We start from the raw sequence: 16,482 nt of genomic DNA, 5'->3' as shown, positions 1-16,482 counted from the left end.
TCACATCAGATCAGGCGTCGGCGAGGACCGCGTTCTCCGTGCGGACGACAGTGGTGTCCGCGATCTCGTCCGGGGCGCCGTCCTCGGGCGCCTCGCCGTCGACACCCGGCTCCAGCGCAGGGACGGAGTCCACGATCTGCATCTCGCGGACCTTGCCTGCGGACATCAGATCAGCCTTCGCGGCGCGCACCAGCTCCACCTGCGCCTCCGGGACCAGCAGGTCGACGGACACGATCTCGGTGCGCTGAGCCACCTTCGCCTCGGACTTCACCTTGCGCAGCGCGGACAGCGCCGCGCCTGCGGCGGGCAGCATCGCAGCATTGCCGCCGTCGGCGACCGCTCGCAGCGGCTCGGCGACGGGCCACGCGGCGTGGTGGACCGAGCCCTCGCGGAACCAGGACCACACCTCCTCCGTGGCGAACGGCAGCACCGGCGCGAACAGGCGCAGGAACGTCTCGAGCGCGAGCGTCAGGGCGGCACGCGCGGAGCCCGCCTCGGCAGAGCAGCCCGCGGCCACGTCGATCGCCTCGCCGGGAGCGGCGCCATCGTACGCGCGGGCCTTGACGAGCTCGAGGTAGTCGTCGCAGAAGGTCCAGAACAACGTCTCTGCGACCTCGAGAGCCTTCGTGTGGTCGTACGCCTCATAGGCGGCGGTCGCCTGATCCACGACCGACGCGAGCGCGGCAAGCATGGCGCTGTCCAGCGGCTCGGTCACGTCGAGCGACATCACCGTGTCGGCGGCGGCCACGCCGGCCTCGAGCGACTGGTCGGCGGCGGTGGCGATGCCGGTGGCGCCCAGCACGAACTTCGAGGCGTTGAGGATCTTCATCGCCAGGCGGCGACCGATCTTCATCTGCCCCTCGTCGAACGCGGCGTCGGTGCCTAGGCGGGCGGAGGCCGCCCAGTACCGCACGGCATCTGAGCCGTGCTGCTCGAGCAGGCCCATCGGCGTGACGACGTTGCCCTTGGACTTGGACATCTTCTTGCGGTCGGGGTCCAGGATCCAGCCGGAGATCGCCGCGTTCTTCCACGGGAGGACGTCGTCCTCGAGGTGGGCGCGCACGACCGTCGAGAACAGCCACGTGCGGATGATGTCCTGGCCCTGAGGGCGCAGGTCCATGGGGAAGACCTTGGCGAACAGCTCGGGGTCGTCGCGCCAGCCGCCGACGATCTGGGGCGTGAGCGACGACGTGGCCCAGGTGTCCATGACGTCCTTCTCGCCCATGAAGCCACCGGCGACGCCGCGCTGCGACTCGTCGAAGCCGGGAGCGGGCTCGGCCGACGGGTCCACGGGCAGCGAGTCCTCGGACGGCACGATCGGCGAGTCCCACACGGGGTTGGCGTCGGCGTCGAGCGGGTACCAGACCGGGATCGGCACACCGAAGAAGCGCTGACGCGAGATGAGCCAGTCGCCGGTGAGGCCGTTGACCCAGTTCTCGTAGCGCTTGCCCATGTGGCCGGGCACGAAGTTGAGCTCCTCGCCGCGGGCGACGAGCTGGGCGCGCAGGGCGTCGTCCTTGCCGCCGTTGGCGATGTACCACTGGCGTGAGGTGACGATCTCGAGCGGCTTGTCGCCCTTCTCGAAGAACTTGACGGGATGGGTGATGGGCTTGGGCTCGCCCTCCATCACGCCTGCCTCACGGAGCAGCTCGACGACGCGGGTCTGGGCGGAGAAGGTGGTCTTGCCCGCGAGCTCGGCGTACGCGGCCAGGCCCTCGGGGGAGTCGATCGCGTCGGGGGCCTCGGAGAGGAAGCGTCCGTCCCAGCCGATGCAGGCGCGGGTGGGGAGCTGGAGCTCGCGCCACCACACGACGTCGGTCACGTCGCCGAAGGTGCAGATCATCGCGATGCCCGAGCCCTTGTCGGGCTGGGCGAGGCGGTGGGGGACGACGGGAACCTCCACGCCGAACAGCGGCGTGCGGACGTGCTTGCCGAACAGCGGCTGGTAGCGCTCGTCGTCGGGGTGCGCGACCAAGGCGACGCAGGCGGGCAGGAGCTCGGGCCGCGTCGTCTCGATGTAGACGGACTCGTAGGAGCCGGTGGCCTCCTCGAGGTCGGCCGCGGGCTCGAAGGCGAGGCGGTGGTAGGCGCCGGGGCGCACCCTGTCCTCGAGCTCGGCCTGGGCGACGGCGGTGCGGAACGTGACGTCCCACAGCGTCGGCGCCTCGGACTGGTACGCCTCTCCGCGGGCGAGCGAGCGCAGGAACGCCTGCTGCGCGACGGCGATGGAGGAGGGGGAGATGGTCTGGTAGGTGCGTGACCAGTCGACGCTGAGCCCGAGGTGACGCCACAGCGCCTCGAACTGCTTCTCGTCCTCCTCGGTGAGGCGCTCGCACAGCTCGACGAAGTTCTTGCGCGAGATCGGCACCTGGTCCGCGGCCTTGATCGACTTGCCCTCGCCACCGATATGCGGGGGCTCGAAGCCCTCGTCGTACGGCAGCGTGGGGTCGCAGCGCACGCCGTAGTAGTTCTGCACGCGGCGCTCGGTGGGCAGGCCGTTGTCGTCCCAGCCCATCGGGTAGAACACCTCCTTGCCGCGCATGCGCTGGAAGCGCGCGACGGTGTCGGTGTGCGTGTAGCTGAAGACGTGGCCGACGTGGAGCGACCCCGAGACCGTGGGGGGAGGGGTGTCGATCGAGTAGATCTGCTCGCGGGTCCTCGAGGAGTCGAAACGGTACGTGCCCTGGTCCTCCCAGGCGGCGTTCCAGCGGTCCTCGAGCCCGTCGACGGTGGCCTTGTCAGGGATGCGCGACGTCATGGGGGCATTCTTCCAGAGTCGTGGGGGAGCGGGCGAACATCGGCGGCGCGCGGCGGGGTGCTCGTCCGGCGGCCGCGTCCGTGGACGACCTCCTCGCAGATCGTGGTGGCGGCTCTCAGATCGCGGTTGCTAGGGTTCCCGGGTGAACGATGTGCGGCTACGGCCCGAGTTCCTCCGCTCGATGGAGGACTTCGACGGCGAGGTGGGTGAGGGGCTCAAGCCTGGGCTCAAGGCGATGGTCCGCCTGCGCTGCAGCCACATCAACGGCGACGCCTACTCGGTGCGCATGCACTCGGAGGAGCTGGCGCGGCTGGGCGCCAAGCCCCACCTGATCGCCGCGCTGGGCCGGCCGGTGAAGCTGATGCGCGAGGACCTGGTGACCGAGGCGCAGGCTGCGGTCCTGCGCTTCGCGGAGATCCTCACGGATCCGCCGCGCGGCCTGGAGGTCGAGGCTCGCGAGGAGGTGCGGCGGCATCTGTCGGCGAAGGCGGTGGGCGCGCTGGTCGAGGTGATCGCGATCACGAACGCCTGGAACAGGGTCACGCGCGGTACCGAGTAGTCGGGGCGTGGGCGGCGGCAGGGCGCCTGCCAGCCATGACGCAGGAAATCTGTGCGTTCTCGCCGCGCGGGACGTCCGGAACGGGCGTAGTGTCCGAATCATGGTGAGACTCATCGTGAATGCGGCCATCTACCTGGGCTCGGCTGCGCTTGGACTGTTCATCACGTCGCTGATCCTGACCGACTTCAAGGTCACGATCGAGGGGCTGATCATCTCCGCGATCCTGTTCGCGATCTTCCAGACGATCCTGGGGCCGTTCATCTTCAAGATGACCCACAAGTACGCGTCGGCGCTCACGGGAGGCGTGGGCCTGCTGTCCACCTTCGTGGCGCTGCTGTTGACGACCCTGCTGACGTCGGGTCTCACCATCTCCGGGCTGTCGACGTGGATCGCGGGCGTGGTGATCGTGTGGTTGGTGACCGCGTTGGCCACGTGGCTGCTTCCGTTGTTCCTGTTGAAGGAGGCGGTGGAGAAGCGCAAGGAGGGCTAGGTCCGCTGGGGCGCCCGGGTCCGGTTCCGACGCGCGAGGTCGGCGCCAACATCCGGGATTCGCGCCTACCGACTCGGGACGAAGGTCCTAGGACTAATGCCCCAGGGGGTATATTTTCTTCAGAGCCGCAAAGGCGCGGCCCACCAGCAGAAGAAGGTGATCCCCATGGCCCGCGTGGTCGTCCTCGGTGCCGGAGTCTCCGGCCATACCGCCGCCCTCTACCTTCGCAAGCGCCTCCCGCGTGAGCACGAGGTAGTCGTCGTCTCTCCCAACTCCAACTACAACTGGATCCCGTCCAACATCTGGGTCGGCATCGGCAAGATGACCACGGAGGACGTGGTCTTCCCGCTCGCCCCGATCTACGAGAAGAAGGGCATCACGTTCGTCCAGGCCAAGGGTGTGGCCCTGTGGCCCGAGGGCGACTCCGACGTGGAGCCCGGTTCTGACGGTGCCGATGCGTACGGCACCGTCGCCGACGCGTCGGGCGCGCACGCATCCGTCACCGGTCAGATCGGACTCGCCCAGCCCGCGGTCGACGTGGAGCACACGTCCCCTGGACGTGCAGGCGAGGTCGAGCGCCTCCGCTACGACTACGTCATCAACGCCACCGGACCCAAGCTGAACTTCGGTGCGACGGAGGGGCTCGGGCCCGACGCCGGCTTCACCGTATCCGTCTGCACCCCCAGCCACGCCACCCAGGCGCACAGCGAGCTCGACAAGCTCATCGCGGCCGCGAAGACGGGTGAGAAGAAGAAGGTCGTCATCGGCGTCGGCCACGGCACCTGCACCTGCGAGGGAGCCGCGTTCGAGTACACGTTCAACGTGGAGCACCAGCTCCGCGAGGCAGGCGTGCGCGACAATGTGGAGCTCACCTACCTCACCAACGAGAACGAGCTGGGCGACTTCGGCGTGGGCGGCATGCAGTTCGAGCAGAACGGCTTCCGCACCACCAGCCAGCTGTGGACCGAGTCGCTCTACCGTGAGCGCGGCGTCAAGGCCGTCACCGGCGCCGCCGTCACGAGGATCGAGCCGGGCGTCATCCACTACGACCAGCTCGACGGCTCGCACAATGAGATGGCGTACGACTTCGCCATGCTGCTGCCCCCGTTCAAGGGCAACGACTGGAAGGCGTACGACGCGACCGGCGCCGACATCACGGGCACCATCTTCGCGCCGTCGGGCTTCATGAAGGTCGACGCCGACTACACCCCGAAGGAGTACGAGGAGTGGAGCGCGAAGGACTGGCCCCGCACCTACCAGAACCCCACCTACGGGAACATGTTCGCCGTCGGCATCGCGTTCGCACCGCCGCACCAGATATCGAAGCCTCGCGCCACTCCGGACGGCGTCGCCGTGGCGCCGAGCCCGCCCCGCACAGGCATGCCGTCAGGCACCATGGGCAAGGTGGTGGCGCACACCATCGCCGACATGATCCTCAAGGGTGCGACCACGCCGACGCACTCGGCGTCGATGGCTGAGATGGCGGCGGCATGCGTGGCGTCGGCCGGCACGGGCATCAAGACCGGCACCGCTGCGGCGATGACCATGAGTCCCGTGGTCCCCGACTGGGAGAAGTACCCGGAGACCGGCCGCAACCTCAAGGAGACGTTCGGCGAGATCGGCCTCGCGGGCCACTGGGTGAAGCGCATGCTTCACACCCTGTTCATCTACAAGGCCAAGGTGAAGCCGGGCTGGACCTGGATCCCGGAGTAAGGAGGAATCGTCATGGACACGACCAACGAGAGGATCGCGGCCGCGCCGCTTCCCACCCCGGGCGAGCTCAAGCGCCGGCACAACCCGTTCCTCCAGTTCGGGCGCTTCATGCGCATCAACTGGACAATGTGGCGCCTGGCCCGCAAGCACCACTAGACGCGACGGGTCGGCCGCTGCGAGCGGAGGGGGCGTTCCCGCTCGCGGGCCGGCCCGTCGCCTTCGATCGGCCGGTCCGCGGCGCGCGGCGAGGGGATCGTCGCGCGCCGCGGACCGTGCTGCGTCCGCAGGCCGTGCTGGCACGGCGCGTGAGCGGGCGGGAACGTCATCAGCGTCAGTCGCGCGGCTCCTCCGGGTCGGCCGCGGAGGCCACCATGAGGTCCGCGATCTCATGCACGCCCACGTACACCCGGTCGGCGCCCATCTCCGTCAGGTAGTCCACGTCGACCTGTCGGTGACCGCGCGCCACGATCGTCGTGGTCGGTGCGAGCCGGCGGATCTTCGCGACGACGGCTCCCGCCTGGATCGGGTCCGGGATACCCACCAGCACCGTGTGAGCCGTCTCGATGCTCGCGGCGTGCAGCACCTTGGAGCGCACCGCGTTGCCCAGGATCGCCTCGTGCCCCGCCTCGCGGATCTCGCGCACGTGGTCCTCGTCGTCCGAGATCACGACGGCGGGCATGCCGCGCGCCCACAGGCCGGACGCGATCCGCCGTCCGACGCGGCCGAAGGTCACGACCACCGTGTGGTCCTCGCCGACGTAGGCGATCGGACCGGTCTCGCCTGTCGTCCTGTCATCGGTGACCTTCGCGACGTACGAGCGCGAGGCCCACGCGAAGAGGGCAGGGTTGACGACGATCGACAGGATCGCGCCGGCGAGCACCAGGTCCTGGGCGTCGCCGGGCAGGATGTCGTACTCGGCGCCGAGCGCGACCAGGATGAAGGAGAACTCGCCGATCTGTGCGAGCGAGGCGGCGATCACCAGGCTCATCGACTTCGAGTACTTCATCAGTCGTACCAGGGCGTATGCGCCAACGCCCTTGCCGACCACGATCGCGAGGACGGTGGCGATCAGGGCCACGGGACGGTGCACCGCGATCGCGGGGTCCACCAGCATGCCGACGGACACGAAGAACAGCACGGCGAACGTGTCCCTCAGGGGCTGCGAGTCCTCGGCTGCGCGATGCGCCAGCTCGGACTCCTTGAGGATCGTGCCTGCGAAGAACGCGCCGAGCGCGAAGGACACGCCGAACACGGCGGCCGCTCCGACCGCGACGCCCAGGCTGAGCGCCAGGACGCCGAGCGTGAAGAGCTCGCGCGAGCCCGTGTCGGCCGTGCGTGCCAGGATCCACGGGATGACGCGTCGGCCGAACACGATCATGACGGCGACGAACAGGGCGACCTTGAGGATCGTGACGGCGAGCTCGCCTGCGAGGTCGCCGAACGACGTGGTGCCGCTGCCGCCCACGACCGGGATCACGACGAGTGCGACCACCATCGCAAGGTCCTCGACGATCAGCCAGCCGATGGCGATGTGCCCGGCGCGGGTGTCGAGCAGGCCGCGGTCCTCGAGCGCGCGGAGCATGACGACGGTGGACGCGACGGACAGGGCGAGCCCGAACAGCAGGCTGGGTCCCCAACCCCAACCGAGCCAATGCCCCAGGAACGTGCCGAGAGCCGTGGCGAGGGTCATCTGCACGACGGCGCCAGGGATGGCGACCTTCTTGACGCTCAGCAGGTCCTTGAGCGAGAAGTGGAGGCCGACGCCGAACATCAGCAGGATCACGCCGATCTCGGACAGCTGCTGCGCCAGGTCGGGGTCGGCGCGGAATCCAGGGGTGTTCTCGCCGATCAGCAGACCGGCCGCGAGGTAGCCGACGATGGGGGAGAGCTTGATCTTCTGCGCCGCGAATCCGAGCACGAAGGCGGCGACGAGCCCCGCGGAGATGGTGACAAGGAGGGGCGCGTGGTCCAACATCGCATCATTCTACCTGGGGCGATGTGAACGGCTTGTGAACGGGTGCCGGGGCCCTGGACGTCGGTCAGGTGCGCCGATGGCGACACCCGCGCACCCGGTGGCGCTCAGTCGCCGAGCTGCTCCAGGGCCGTGGCCTGCTCCTCCGCGCGAGCCTCCAGCGCATCCGCCAGCCGAGCCGTGTCGGCGTCGGTCCAATCCGGCGGGTTCACCAGGCCCACCCAGGCCTGGAGGTTCGCGGTGTTCGAGTACATGTGGCCGTAGCCCTCGGGCACAGAGCCCGCGGCGGGCATGTCGAGCAGCACCTGCCACATGGTCACCACGGGGAACCAGCTCATCTGGGGTGACACGTCGGGTGCGCGCTCGGAGCCCTGCAGCCAGTCGGGCTTGGTGAACGCCAAGGTGGGGTTGAAGAAGACGACCGGGTCGGACCCGTGCTGAAGGTAGACGACGCGCGTCGTGCCCCACGTGCCTGTCGGCATGCCGAGGCTGTCGGCCTCGCCGGTGAACCTCACGGTGCGTCCGTCGCCGACCACGGGCAGCCACGCGGTCGACCCCGCCTGGCGCGCCGCCGTCAGCTCCGCGTGCAGCGGGTTGACGAAGGGCGGGCCCGACATCAGGGCGCCGTCGATCTGCTCGTTGAGGATGTCGATCGAGCCCAGCACGGCCTCCACGCCGTAGGAGCCGAGCGAGAGCCCGTACAGGTACAGCTGCGGTCGCGAGTCCTCCGGCAGCTGGGACCAGTACTCGTAGACGGTGCGGAACTCGGCGAGCGCCGTGTCGCGCGTGACCTCCTGGTCGGCCAGCAGCGAGATCCAGGACGGCAGGTAGGAGTACTGGATGCCGGCGATCGCGACGTCGCCGTTGAAGAGGTACTCGACGGGATCGACGCCCGCGGGGTCGAGGTAGCCGGTGCCCGTGACGGTGCCCAGGATGATCGCCTTCCTGTCGAACGCGCCGGTGCGGATCAGCTCGCGGAGCAGGAGGTGTGCGCGTTCGTCGAGCGTGTCGGCGGACCGCAGTCCCACGTACACCCGGATCGGCTCCACCGCACCGCCGCCCCAGTAGTCGTCGAGCTCCTGCACGGTGGGTCCGCTCGACACGAAGGAGCGGCCCTGGCGGCCGAGGTCCTCCCATGACACCAGCGAGTCGGCGGAGCCCGACCGCAGGGACGACACGGGCTGCTCGACGCCGGGCTTGTCGCCCTTGTCCCGCACGGAGAAGAGCGCGTTGGACGCCGTGAAGAAGCCCTGGACCAGCAGGCCGGACAGGGCGAGCCACACGACGATGGTCGCGGCGGCCACGCCGATCGTGATGGACAGCCGGCGGGGCAGCCAGCGGTCCAGCAGGTGACCTGCGACGCGGAACAGCTTGCGGAACAGGCGCGCCACGACGAGCACGATGGCGGCGATGAGGGCGCCGACGCCGATGACGATCGGCCATGCGGTCGGGTTGACGTCGGGCATGCCGAAGGTGTGGCGGATCTCGTTCTGCCAGCCGACCCATCGCCAGATGGACAGGGCCAGGGTGACGCCGATGATCCCCATCAGCAGGGCGCCCACCACGAACCGGGGGCGACCGCGCAGGTTCGGGATCTGGAGGTAGTTCCACACGGCGTGGCCGCCGGCGCCGACCGCGTAGCCGACCATGAACGAGACGCCGGACGCGATGCCCTGCACCCAGGACACGCGAGGCAGCAGCGAGGGGCCGAGCGACACGGCGATGAAGAACGCGCCGATCACGAGCCCCACGCCGGAGAAGCTCGGCTCGAGGATCCGGGGGGGCCGCCTGGCGGGTCGGCGCTCCGGGGTGGCCGCCGCCGCGGGCCGGGCGACGTCGGATCCGACCGCCTCGCCTGCGTCCGACGACATCTCTCACCCCCTGGGTCCTTCTTGACCTTAACGCGACGCCGCGCGCGGGCGATGCACCCCGCCGCACACGCCGCGCGGGATCAGAAGGCGAGCGCGTCGCGGCTGAGGGGGCAGGTCATGCAGTGGCCGCCGCCGCGTCCTCGGCCCAGCTCGGCGCCGACGATCTCGAGGACCTCGATGCCCGCCGCCCGCAGCAGGTCGTTCGTGTGCGTGTTGCGGTCGTAGGCGATCACCACGCCGGGCTCGAGCGCCACGAGGTTGTTGCCCGAGTCCCACTGCTGGCGCTCCGCCGCATAGCGGTCGCCGCCCGTCTCGATGAGGTTCAGCCCGCCCAGCCCGAGCGCATGGGCGACCACGTCCACGAAGGGCCGGTCCTCGCGTACCACGTCGAGCGTCAGCGGAGGGTCCGCGGGGTACAGCGAGAACGTCTCGATGTCGTCGACGATGCCGGGGAACATGGTCGCGACGTCCCGGTCCGCGAAGGTGAAGACGGTGTCGAGGTGCATCGCCGAGCGCATGCGAGGCATCTTGGCGACGATCACCCTGTCCGCGGCGTCGGCGGCGAACAGCTCGAAGGCGACCTGGGTGATCGCCTGGCGGCTGGACCGCTCGGACATCCCGATGACGACGGCGCCGTTGCCGATCGGCATGACGTCCCCGCCTTCGAGCGACGCAAGGCCGTGGCTCGCCTCGGGGTCGCCCCACCATACGGTCACCTCTCCCTTGAACCGCGGGTGATGGTCGTACACGGACTTCATGATGAGCGTCTCGGCATGACGCGCGGGGTAGTACAGGGGGTTCAGCGTGACGCCCTCGTAGATCCAGCTGGTCGTGTCGCGCGTGTAGAGCGTGTTGGGCAGGGGAGGGACCAGGTAGTCGCGCATGCCTGACTCCTCGCGCACCAGCTGGACGGCGGGCGGCGCGAGCTCGCGAGGCAGGTCTGCGACGGCGAGGCCGCCGATGAGGTGCTGCGCGAGCGCGAACGGCTCCAGGTCGTCGAGGAAGGCGCGTACGTCCGACTCGAGGCCCACTCCCAGGTCGTCGCGCGTGAGCTTGCGGTCCAGCAGCCACGCACGCGCCTTGGGGTCGGCCATGGTCTCGCCCAGCAGGGTGGGAAGGTCGAGCACCTCGATCTCGTGGTCGCGCATGAGCTCCACGAACTCGGCGTGGTCGCGGATCGCGTTGTCCACCCACATCACGTCGTCGAACAGCAGGTCTGCGCAGTTGGACGGCGTCAGGCGGTGGTGCGCGAGTCCTGGCGCGCAGGTGAGCACGGTGTTCAGGACTCCTACCTCGGAGTACACGCCGAGCGGCGTCACGAGGTCGTTCTTGGTCACGGCTGTGTCCGACACGGCGCCTCCCTCTTTCCCGACGCTAGCACCAGGGGCCTAGGCTGAGCCTGTCAAGGGGAACCGCAGGCGACTCCTGCGGTGTTGCGGGAAGGCGAGGGAGCCATGGCGGAGCATCGTCATGTGACGCTGGCTGCGGTCGCGAAGGCCGCAGGGGTCGCGAAGTCGACAGCGTCTCATGTGTTCACGGGCAAGCGCGTGGTCGCGCCCGAGACCGCGGAGCGCGTGCGGCACGCGGCGGCCGCGATGGGGTACACAGGGCCGTCCGCGCTCGGCCGCGCGCTCGCGTCAGGGCGCACCCAGCTGATCGCGGTGGTGACGCATGCGCTGCTGGAGGACCCGGACACCGATCCGCTGTCTCTCGCGATCCTGGACGGCCTGCAGCGCGAGTTCGCGCAGGCGGGATATGGGACGGTGCTGATCCCGCCGATCACGGACGATGCGTCGCGAGACCTTGCGCATGCGGTCCTCTACGACGGTGTGGTCTCGGTGCGTCGCATGGTGGGCTTCGAGGAGACGAACCCGTACCTGGAGTCGCGGCACGTGCCGTGGATCGCGTTGGACGGCTACATGACGGAGGAGGCTGCCGTCGTCATGGACGACGCGAAGGCGACCGAGGAGCTGGCGCGGCGCGTCCTTGAGGCGGGTCACGAGCGGATCGCGATCGCGGGGTACACGTTCTCGGTCGAGGAGCTGCCTGACGGTCTCACCACGTTCGACGAGCTGTACGAGGCGGCGCCCACGAACGTGCGGCGTCGGCTCGACGGGTTCGTGCGTGCGGGCGTGGAGCCGGTGGCGGTGTTCCGGTGCGGGACCGTCGCACGTTCGAGCGGTGAGGCGGCGGCGCGCGCGCTGCTGGAGATGGAGGAGCCCCCGACGTGCATCCTCACGACCGCGGACGTGCATGCCGCGGGGATCATCGACTATGCGCGAAGGGTGGGGCTGCGGATCCCTGAGGATCTGTCCGTCACGGGCTTCGACGCGGTGACGCTCGGTGGGCTCGGCGGTATCGAGCTGTGCACCGTGGTGCAGGACGGCATGCAGAAGGGGCGCATCGTCGCGCGCAGGCTGCTGCGGATGCTCGAGGCGGAGCGTGAGGGGCGCGGCGGGGTGGAGCTCGGGGATCCGGAGGAGCTGCCGCTGCCCGTCCGCTGGGGTGACTCGGTGGCGGTGCTGACGCGCTGAGCCTGGACGCAGATCGACGGGCCGACCCTAGGGAAGGTCGACCCGTCGAGGTCTGTGCTGAGCGTCGGGTCGATCAGCGGCCGAACATGCGGCCGAAGATGCCGTTGGCGGAGGCGCCGTTACCGGAGGCGGCTGAGTCGCAGGAGCAGCGCTGCGCGGCGGGAACGCCGGCCAGGGCCTGCTCGATGTGGTTGCCGCAGCCGGTCCAGGTGGTCTTGCCGCAGCGCGGGCAGGTGGCGGGAGAGCACATGTGTGCATTCCTTTCCTCGTTGGTCTTGACGTGACAAAGATACCCTAGGGGGTATGTGTTCGCAAGTGAGTCGAACCGTGCCCACGAGGCTACGTCCGGCGTTCGAGCCGCGTGGGCTGCATGACGCATCCACGGCGTGCTCCCACCATGAGGGCGCTCCGTCGCCGGATCGTGACCGGAGCGAGACCTCCGCAGGCCTGGATTCCCGGGAGCTCTGCGGTTAGGGTGCATGGAGCGTCGCATCGAGGCATGCCCCGTGTCGAGGGGCGAGGCCCGATCTCCGCACATGCCTGAGGGGGCACGAGTGATCCACGGGAGCACCACCGTCATGCCTGCGCGCCTGCGCGTGCGCGTGTGGCTGGTACTCGCGCTGACGGCGCTCGCCGCACTGGCGCCCGCCACCGGGGCCTACGCCGACACGCCGTCCACAGGCGGCGACTCGACCTCCGCGAGCGGTGAGGCGGCGTCGGTGACCGGCTTCGACGCGTTCGAGCGCGACGGTTACCTGGGCGAGCTCCTCATCGGGTCCGCGGCGGCGCTCGCCGTCCTCCTGGTGGGCGGGCTGCTGATGCGTGGCGGCGCCGACGAGCGGCGCAAGGACTGACTCCGCACGGTCCACGCCTGAACACGCGGCGAGCGCCTCGCTCACCCGTTGCGCATCCGCCCTGGATCTGCACACCATGGCCGCATGGCTCAGCATCGTCGACGCGCGCCCAAGGTGCGCCCTGAGGTCACCGCCCTGCTGGACGATCCGACCACGGACGTGCTCGTGATCGGCGCCGGCATCAACGGCGTCGCGATCGCGCGCGACCTGGCGCTCAACGGCGTCGACGTGACGCTGGTGGACCGTGGCGACATCGCATCGGGCACGTCGGCCGCCAGCTCGCGCATGGTGCACGGCGGGCTGCGCTACCTGGAGAACGGCGAGTTCCGGCTGGTGCGCGAAGGTGTGGAGGAACGCAACCGCCTGCTGGCGAACGCCCCGCATCAGGTGAGGCCGCTTCCCACCACGATCCCGCTGAGGACTGTCCTCACGGGTCTCGCGCAGGCTCCCGCGCGGTTCCTGACCGGCAAGCAGATCGGCCCGCAGAAGGCGCGCGGCGCGCTGCTGGTGAAGGCGGGCCTGTGGCTGTACGACGCCTATTCGCATGCGGGGCGCGCGGCGGACGGCACCTCCGTGCCGCGGCACCGCTTCGTCGGCCGGCGGCGCTCGCTCGAGGAGCTGCCGGACCTGGACCCTGCCACCATCGCGACCGCCACCTACTACGACGCGATGGTGGGAAGCCCTGAGCGACTGGCGCTCGAGATGGCCGACGACGCGGCGGAGGCGGGTGGCGCGCGCGTCGCCACCTACGTCTCCGCAGCAGGTCATGAGGGCGATGCCGTGGTCCTTCGTGACGAGGTGACCGGCGACACCCTGAGGATGCGTCCGCGCGTCATCGTGAACGCGTGCGGTCCGTGGACTGACCTTGCGAACGGCGTGCTCGGGGAGCCGACGTCGTTCATGGGCGGCACCAAGGGCTCGCACATCGTCGTCGACAGCCCTGCGCTGCTGCACGCCTGCCGGGGGCGCGAGATCTTCTTCGAGAACTCCGACGGCCGCATCGTGCTCGTCTACCCGATGCACGGCAAGGTGATCCTCGGCACCACCGACATCCCTGCGGACCCCCGTGAACCGGCACGCTGCACGGAGGAGGAGGTCGACTACTTCATCGAGCTCGCGGCGCGTGTGTTCCCCGAGATCCCTGTGAGCCGTGCGCAGATCGTGTTCCGATACGCCGGGATCCGGCCGCTGCCCGCAGCCGACGCCAGCGAGCCCGGGCGCATCAGCCGCGACTACCGCGTCGAGGAGGGCGCGCTGCCGGACGCACCCGATGTCCCCGTCCTGTCGGTGGTCGGCGGCAAGTGGACCACGCATCGGGCGTTGGGGGAGCGGGTCGCCGACGACGTGCTGGACCGGTTGGGGGTGCAGCGGTTCGCCTCCACAGTCGCGGCCCAGGTGGGTGGCGCTCGCGGGCTGCCCAGGCTGGACGACCGCGACGAGTGGATCGTGACGAACCTGCCGGGGCTCAGCATCGGCAGGGGGCAGACGCTGCTCGCGCGCTACGGCTCGCGCTCCGCGGGCGTGGGCGTCGCGGAGACGTACGACCCTGCCGCGGCCTCGCGCCTCGCGACCCTGCCCGACTACAGCGTCGGCGAGATCTCGTGGATCGCCACCCGCGAGCATGTGGTGCGGCTCGAGGACCTGGTGCTGCGGCGCACCACCCTGGCGTTCGAAGGTCGCCTGGGCGTGAGCGTGCTGCGCGAGCTGGCCGACGTGGTCGGCGACGCGGTCGGGTGGTCGTGGCGGCGCCGGCGCGCGGAGGTGGACGCGACGGTCGCCCTCCTGGCCGACGCTCACGGCGTGGATCTGGCAGGTCCGGCGCGCGCGCATCGTCCCTGGTCGCTACCCTGAATCAACGGCCGACGGCGGGCGCGGCGACCCGTCGTCAGAGGTGTGCGTGAGGAGGCGGGATCGTCCATGGGTCGCTACGTGATCGCGATCGACCAAGGCACCACTTCCACACGTGCCATGGTGTTCGACCACTCGGGGTCGATCGTGTCCACCGGCCAGCTGGAGCACCGCCAGCACACGCCGCGACCAGGCTGGGTGGAGCACGATCCGCTGGAGATCTGGGCCAACACGCGCCGCGTCATCGCGGAGGCGCTCGCCAAGGCGGACATCACGCGCCAGGACCTGGTGGCCGTCGGCATCACGAATCAGCGTGAGACCACCGTCGTCTGGGATCGCCGCACGGGCGAGCCCATCTATCCCGCGATCGTGTGGCAGGACACCCGCACCCAGCCCATGGTCGATGCGCTCGCCGCCGTCGAGGGCGTGGGAAGGTTCCGTGCCACCACGGGCCTGCCGCTCGCGACCTACTTCTCCGCCACCAAGATCCTGTGGATCCTGGACCACGTGCCCGGCGCGAGGGAGAAGGCGGAGGCGGGGCATCTGCTGTTCGGCACCACCGACTCGTGGCTCGTCTGGAACCTCACCGGCGGCGTCGACGGCGGTCTGCACGTGACCGACGTGACCAACGCGTCCCGCACGCTGCTGATGGATCTGGCCACGCTCGACTGGTGCGACGAGATCGTCGACGCGCTCGGCATCCCCAGGGCGATGCTGCCCCGCATCTGCTCGTCGTCGGAGGTGTACGGCCACGTCGGGGGTCATTCGTTGCTGCGGGAGGTGCCGATCGCAGGGATCCTGGGCGACCAGCAGGCGGCGACGTTCGGCCAGGCAGCCTTCGAGGTCGGGGAGTCGAAGGGCACCTACGGCACGGGCAACTTCATCCTGGTAGGCACGGGCACGGAGATCGTCCTCAGCGAGCACGGCCTGTTGACGACGGTGGCGTACCGGCTGGGCGACGACGCTCCGCGCTACGCTCTCGAGGGCTCCGTGGCCGTCACCGGTGCGCTGGTGCAGTGGGTGCGCGACGGCCTCGGCATGATCCAGACCGCCGCGGACATCGAGCGCGATGCCGCGTCGGTGCCCGACAACGGCGGCGCGTATATCGTCCCCGCCTTCTCCGGGCTGTTCGCGCCCTACTGGAGGCCCGACGCGCGCGGTGTCATCGTCGGGCTCACCAGCTACGTCACACGTCACCACCTGGCGCGCGCCGTGCTCGAGGCGACCGCCTACCAGACGCGCGACGTCATCGAGGCGGTCGAGGCGGACATGGGTGCGCACGTCCACACGCTCGCGGTCGACGGCGGCATGACGGTCAACGGCCTGCTCATGCAGTTCCAGGCGGACATCCTGGGGATCGACGTGGTCCGGCCCCGGGTGGCGGAGACCACGGCGCTCGGCGCCGCCTACGCCGCGGGGCTTGCCGTGGGCTACTGGGGCTCGCTCGACGAGCTGCGCGCCAACTGGCAGGAGGACGCCCGCTGGGAGCCCGCGATGTCACGCACCCAGGCGGAGCGGCTCTACCGGAACTGGCGCAAGGCGGTCGCGAGGACCTTGGACTGGGTGGACGACGACGTCGACTGAGCCCGCGTCGCGCGGATCGGGACGGGCGGCTCGCGACGAACGGCTCAGCCGATCCCGACGGCACGCTGGGCGTTGACCGTGCGCACCTGGCTGGGGATCGTGAACAGATCGACGATCAGCATGATCCCGAACACGCCCGCGGTGAACAGGTACAGCAGACCGCGGCCCACCTTGCCCAGGTAGAACTGGTGGATCCCGAGCACGCCCAGGAAGAACCAGAGGATGTACGTGACCGCGGTGTCCTTGGGCGGCAATGCGGGTGCCGGATAGCTCATCTGTGTCTCCGTTCGTCCAGGCAG

Annotated in this window: 14 protein-coding genes; 8 read left to right on the top strand and 6 right to left on the bottom strand. The window is 69.8% G+C overall.

The features are described 5' to 3' along the window. Window positions 1-10 precede the first annotated feature (10 nt). Window positions 11-2,758 (bottom strand): valine--tRNA ligase, encoded by a 2,748-nt coding sequence (gene valS, locus RN607_RS09440; RefSeq protein WP_313542196.1) that lies wholly within the window; start codon window positions 2,756-2,758, stop codon window positions 11-13. Between the two features lie 142 nt (window positions 2,759-2,900). On the opposite strand from valS, the gene RN607_RS09435 reads away from it, so the two are divergent. The 4 genes from RN607_RS09435 (at window position 2,901) to RN607_RS09420 (ending at window position 5,676) form a co-directional block, all read left to right on the top strand. Further along, complete coding sequence (locus RN607_RS09435) at window positions 2,901-3,317, top strand: carboxymuconolactone decarboxylase family protein (RefSeq protein ID WP_313496555.1); 417 nt, start codon at window positions 2,901-2,903, stop codon at window positions 3,315-3,317. A 100-nt stretch (window positions 3,318-3,417) separates the two neighbouring features. After that, window positions 3,418-3,807 carry a phage holin family protein gene (locus RN607_RS09430; RefSeq protein WP_313496553.1) on the top strand — a complete coding sequence of 130 codons (390 nt, stop codon included), beginning with the start codon at window positions 3,418-3,420 and terminating at the stop codon, window positions 3,805-3,807. Between the two features lie 165 nt (window positions 3,808-3,972). Further along, window positions 3,973-5,520: an NAD(P)/FAD-dependent oxidoreductase gene (locus RN607_RS09425; RefSeq protein WP_313542193.1), complete on the top strand. Its 1,548-nt coding sequence runs from the start codon at window positions 3,973-3,975 to the stop codon at window positions 5,518-5,520. A 12-nt stretch (window positions 5,521-5,532) separates the two neighbouring features. Next, a complete protein-coding gene (locus RN607_RS09420; RefSeq protein WP_313496549.1) occupies window positions 5,533-5,676 on the top strand; it encodes a hypothetical protein in 144 nt (47 codons plus the stop codon). A 175-nt stretch (window positions 5,677-5,851) separates the two neighbouring features. Here the strand turns inward: RN607_RS09420 and RN607_RS09415 are convergent, their stop codons facing one another. From RN607_RS09415 to RN607_RS09405, 3 genes are all read right to left on the bottom strand, one after another. Beyond that, window positions 5,852-7,495, bottom strand: coding sequence for a cation:proton antiporter domain-containing protein (locus RN607_RS09415; protein WP_313542190.1), 1,644 nt, complete (start codon window positions 7,493-7,495; stop codon window positions 5,852-5,854). A gap of 104 nt (window positions 7,496-7,599) precedes the next feature. Then, window positions 7,600-9,363, bottom strand: coding sequence for an alpha/beta hydrolase (locus RN607_RS09410; RefSeq protein ID WP_313542187.1), 1,764 nt, complete (start codon window positions 9,361-9,363; stop codon window positions 7,600-7,602). An 80-nt stretch (window positions 9,364-9,443) separates the two neighbouring features. Further along, window positions 9,444-10,715 (bottom strand): arginine deiminase, encoded by a 1,272-nt coding sequence (locus RN607_RS09405; protein WP_313542184.1) that lies wholly within the window; start codon window positions 10,713-10,715, stop codon window positions 9,444-9,446. A 102-nt stretch (window positions 10,716-10,817) separates the two neighbouring features. Between RN607_RS09405 and RN607_RS09400 the strand changes: the two genes are divergently transcribed. Then, window positions 10,818-11,897, top strand: coding sequence for a LacI family DNA-binding transcriptional regulator (locus tag RN607_RS09400; RefSeq protein ID WP_313542181.1), 1,080 nt, complete (start codon window positions 10,818-10,820; stop codon window positions 11,895-11,897). 73 nt (window positions 11,898-11,970) lie between these two features. On the opposite strand, the gene RN607_RS09395 is transcribed toward RN607_RS09400, so the two are convergent. After that, window positions 11,971-12,147: a DUF8730 family Cys-rich protein gene (locus tag RN607_RS09395; protein ID WP_313496542.1), complete on the bottom strand. Its 177-nt coding sequence runs from the start codon at window positions 12,145-12,147 to the stop codon at window positions 11,971-11,973. A 304-nt stretch (window positions 12,148-12,451) separates the two neighbouring features. Between RN607_RS09395 and RN607_RS09390 the strand changes: the two genes are divergently transcribed. From RN607_RS09390 to glpK, 3 genes are all read left to right on the top strand, one after another. Continuing rightward, window positions 12,452-12,751 (top strand): hypothetical protein, encoded by a 300-nt coding sequence (locus RN607_RS09390; protein WP_313542178.1) that lies wholly within the window; start codon window positions 12,452-12,454, stop codon window positions 12,749-12,751. Between the two features lie 84 nt (window positions 12,752-12,835). After that, the gene (locus RN607_RS09385; protein ID WP_313542175.1) at window positions 12,836-14,602 is read left to right on the top strand and encodes a glycerol-3-phosphate dehydrogenase/oxidase; all 1,767 of its coding nucleotides are present in this window, start codon (window positions 12,836-12,838) and stop codon (window positions 14,600-14,602) included. Window positions 14,603-14,668: 66 nt separating this feature from the next. After that, the gene (gene glpK, locus RN607_RS09380; RefSeq protein WP_313542172.1) at window positions 14,669-16,183 is read left to right on the top strand and encodes a glycerol kinase GlpK; all 1,515 of its coding nucleotides are present in this window, start codon (window positions 14,669-14,671) and stop codon (window positions 16,181-16,183) included. 44 nt (window positions 16,184-16,227) lie between these two features. Here glpK and RN607_RS09375 read toward each other — a convergent pair whose 3' ends face one another. After that, window positions 16,228-16,458, bottom strand: coding sequence for a TM2 domain-containing protein (locus RN607_RS09375; RefSeq protein WP_313496536.1), 231 nt, complete (start codon window positions 16,456-16,458; stop codon window positions 16,228-16,230). Window positions 16,459-16,482 lie beyond the last annotated feature (24 nt).

Source organism: Demequina capsici (genome assembly GCF_032102965.1).
GTDB classification, from domain to species: domain Bacteria; phylum Actinomycetota; class Actinomycetes; order Actinomycetales; family Demequinaceae; genus Demequina; species Demequina capsici.
This window is presented reverse-complemented; position numbering and strand designations above follow the sequence as displayed.

Bases quoted from the DNA above. Each gene is read 5' to 3' on its own strand.
- valS (WP_313542196.1), bottom strand. From the start codon at position 2,758: ATGACGTCGCGCATCCCTGACAAGGCCACCGTCGACGGGCTCGAGGAC.
- RN607_RS09400 (WP_313542181.1), top strand. From the start codon at position 10,818: ATGGCGGAGCATCGTCATGTGACGCTGGCTGCGGTCGCGAAGGCCGCA.
- RN607_RS09415 (WP_313542190.1), bottom strand. From the start codon at position 7,495: ATGTTGGACCACGCGCCCCTCCTTGTCACCATCTCCGCGGGGCTCGTC.
- RN607_RS09430 (WP_313496553.1), top strand. From the start codon at position 3,418: ATGGTGAGACTCATCGTGAATGCGGCCATCTACCTGGGCTCGGCTGCG.
- RN607_RS09375 (WP_313496536.1), bottom strand. From the start codon at position 16,458: ATGAGCTATCCGGCACCCGCATTGCCGCCCAAGGACACCGCGGTCACG.
- RN607_RS09395 (WP_313496542.1), bottom strand. From the start codon at position 12,147: ATGTGCTCTCCCGCCACCTGCCCGCGCTGCGGCAAGACCACCTGGACC.
- RN607_RS09425 (WP_313542193.1), top strand. From the start codon at position 3,973: ATGGCCCGCGTGGTCGTCCTCGGTGCCGGAGTCTCCGGCCATACCGCC.
- RN607_RS09420 (WP_313496549.1), top strand. From the start codon at position 5,533: ATGGACACGACCAACGAGAGGATCGCGGCCGCGCCGCTTCCCACCCCG.
- RN607_RS09410 (WP_313542187.1), bottom strand. From the start codon at position 9,363: ATGTCGTCGGACGCAGGCGAGGCGGTCGGATCCGACGTCGCCCGGCCC.
- RN607_RS09385 (WP_313542175.1), top strand. From the start codon at position 12,836: ATGGCTCAGCATCGTCGACGCGCGCCCAAGGTGCGCCCTGAGGTCACC.
- glpK (WP_313542172.1), top strand. From the start codon at position 14,669: ATGGGTCGCTACGTGATCGCGATCGACCAAGGCACCACTTCCACACGT.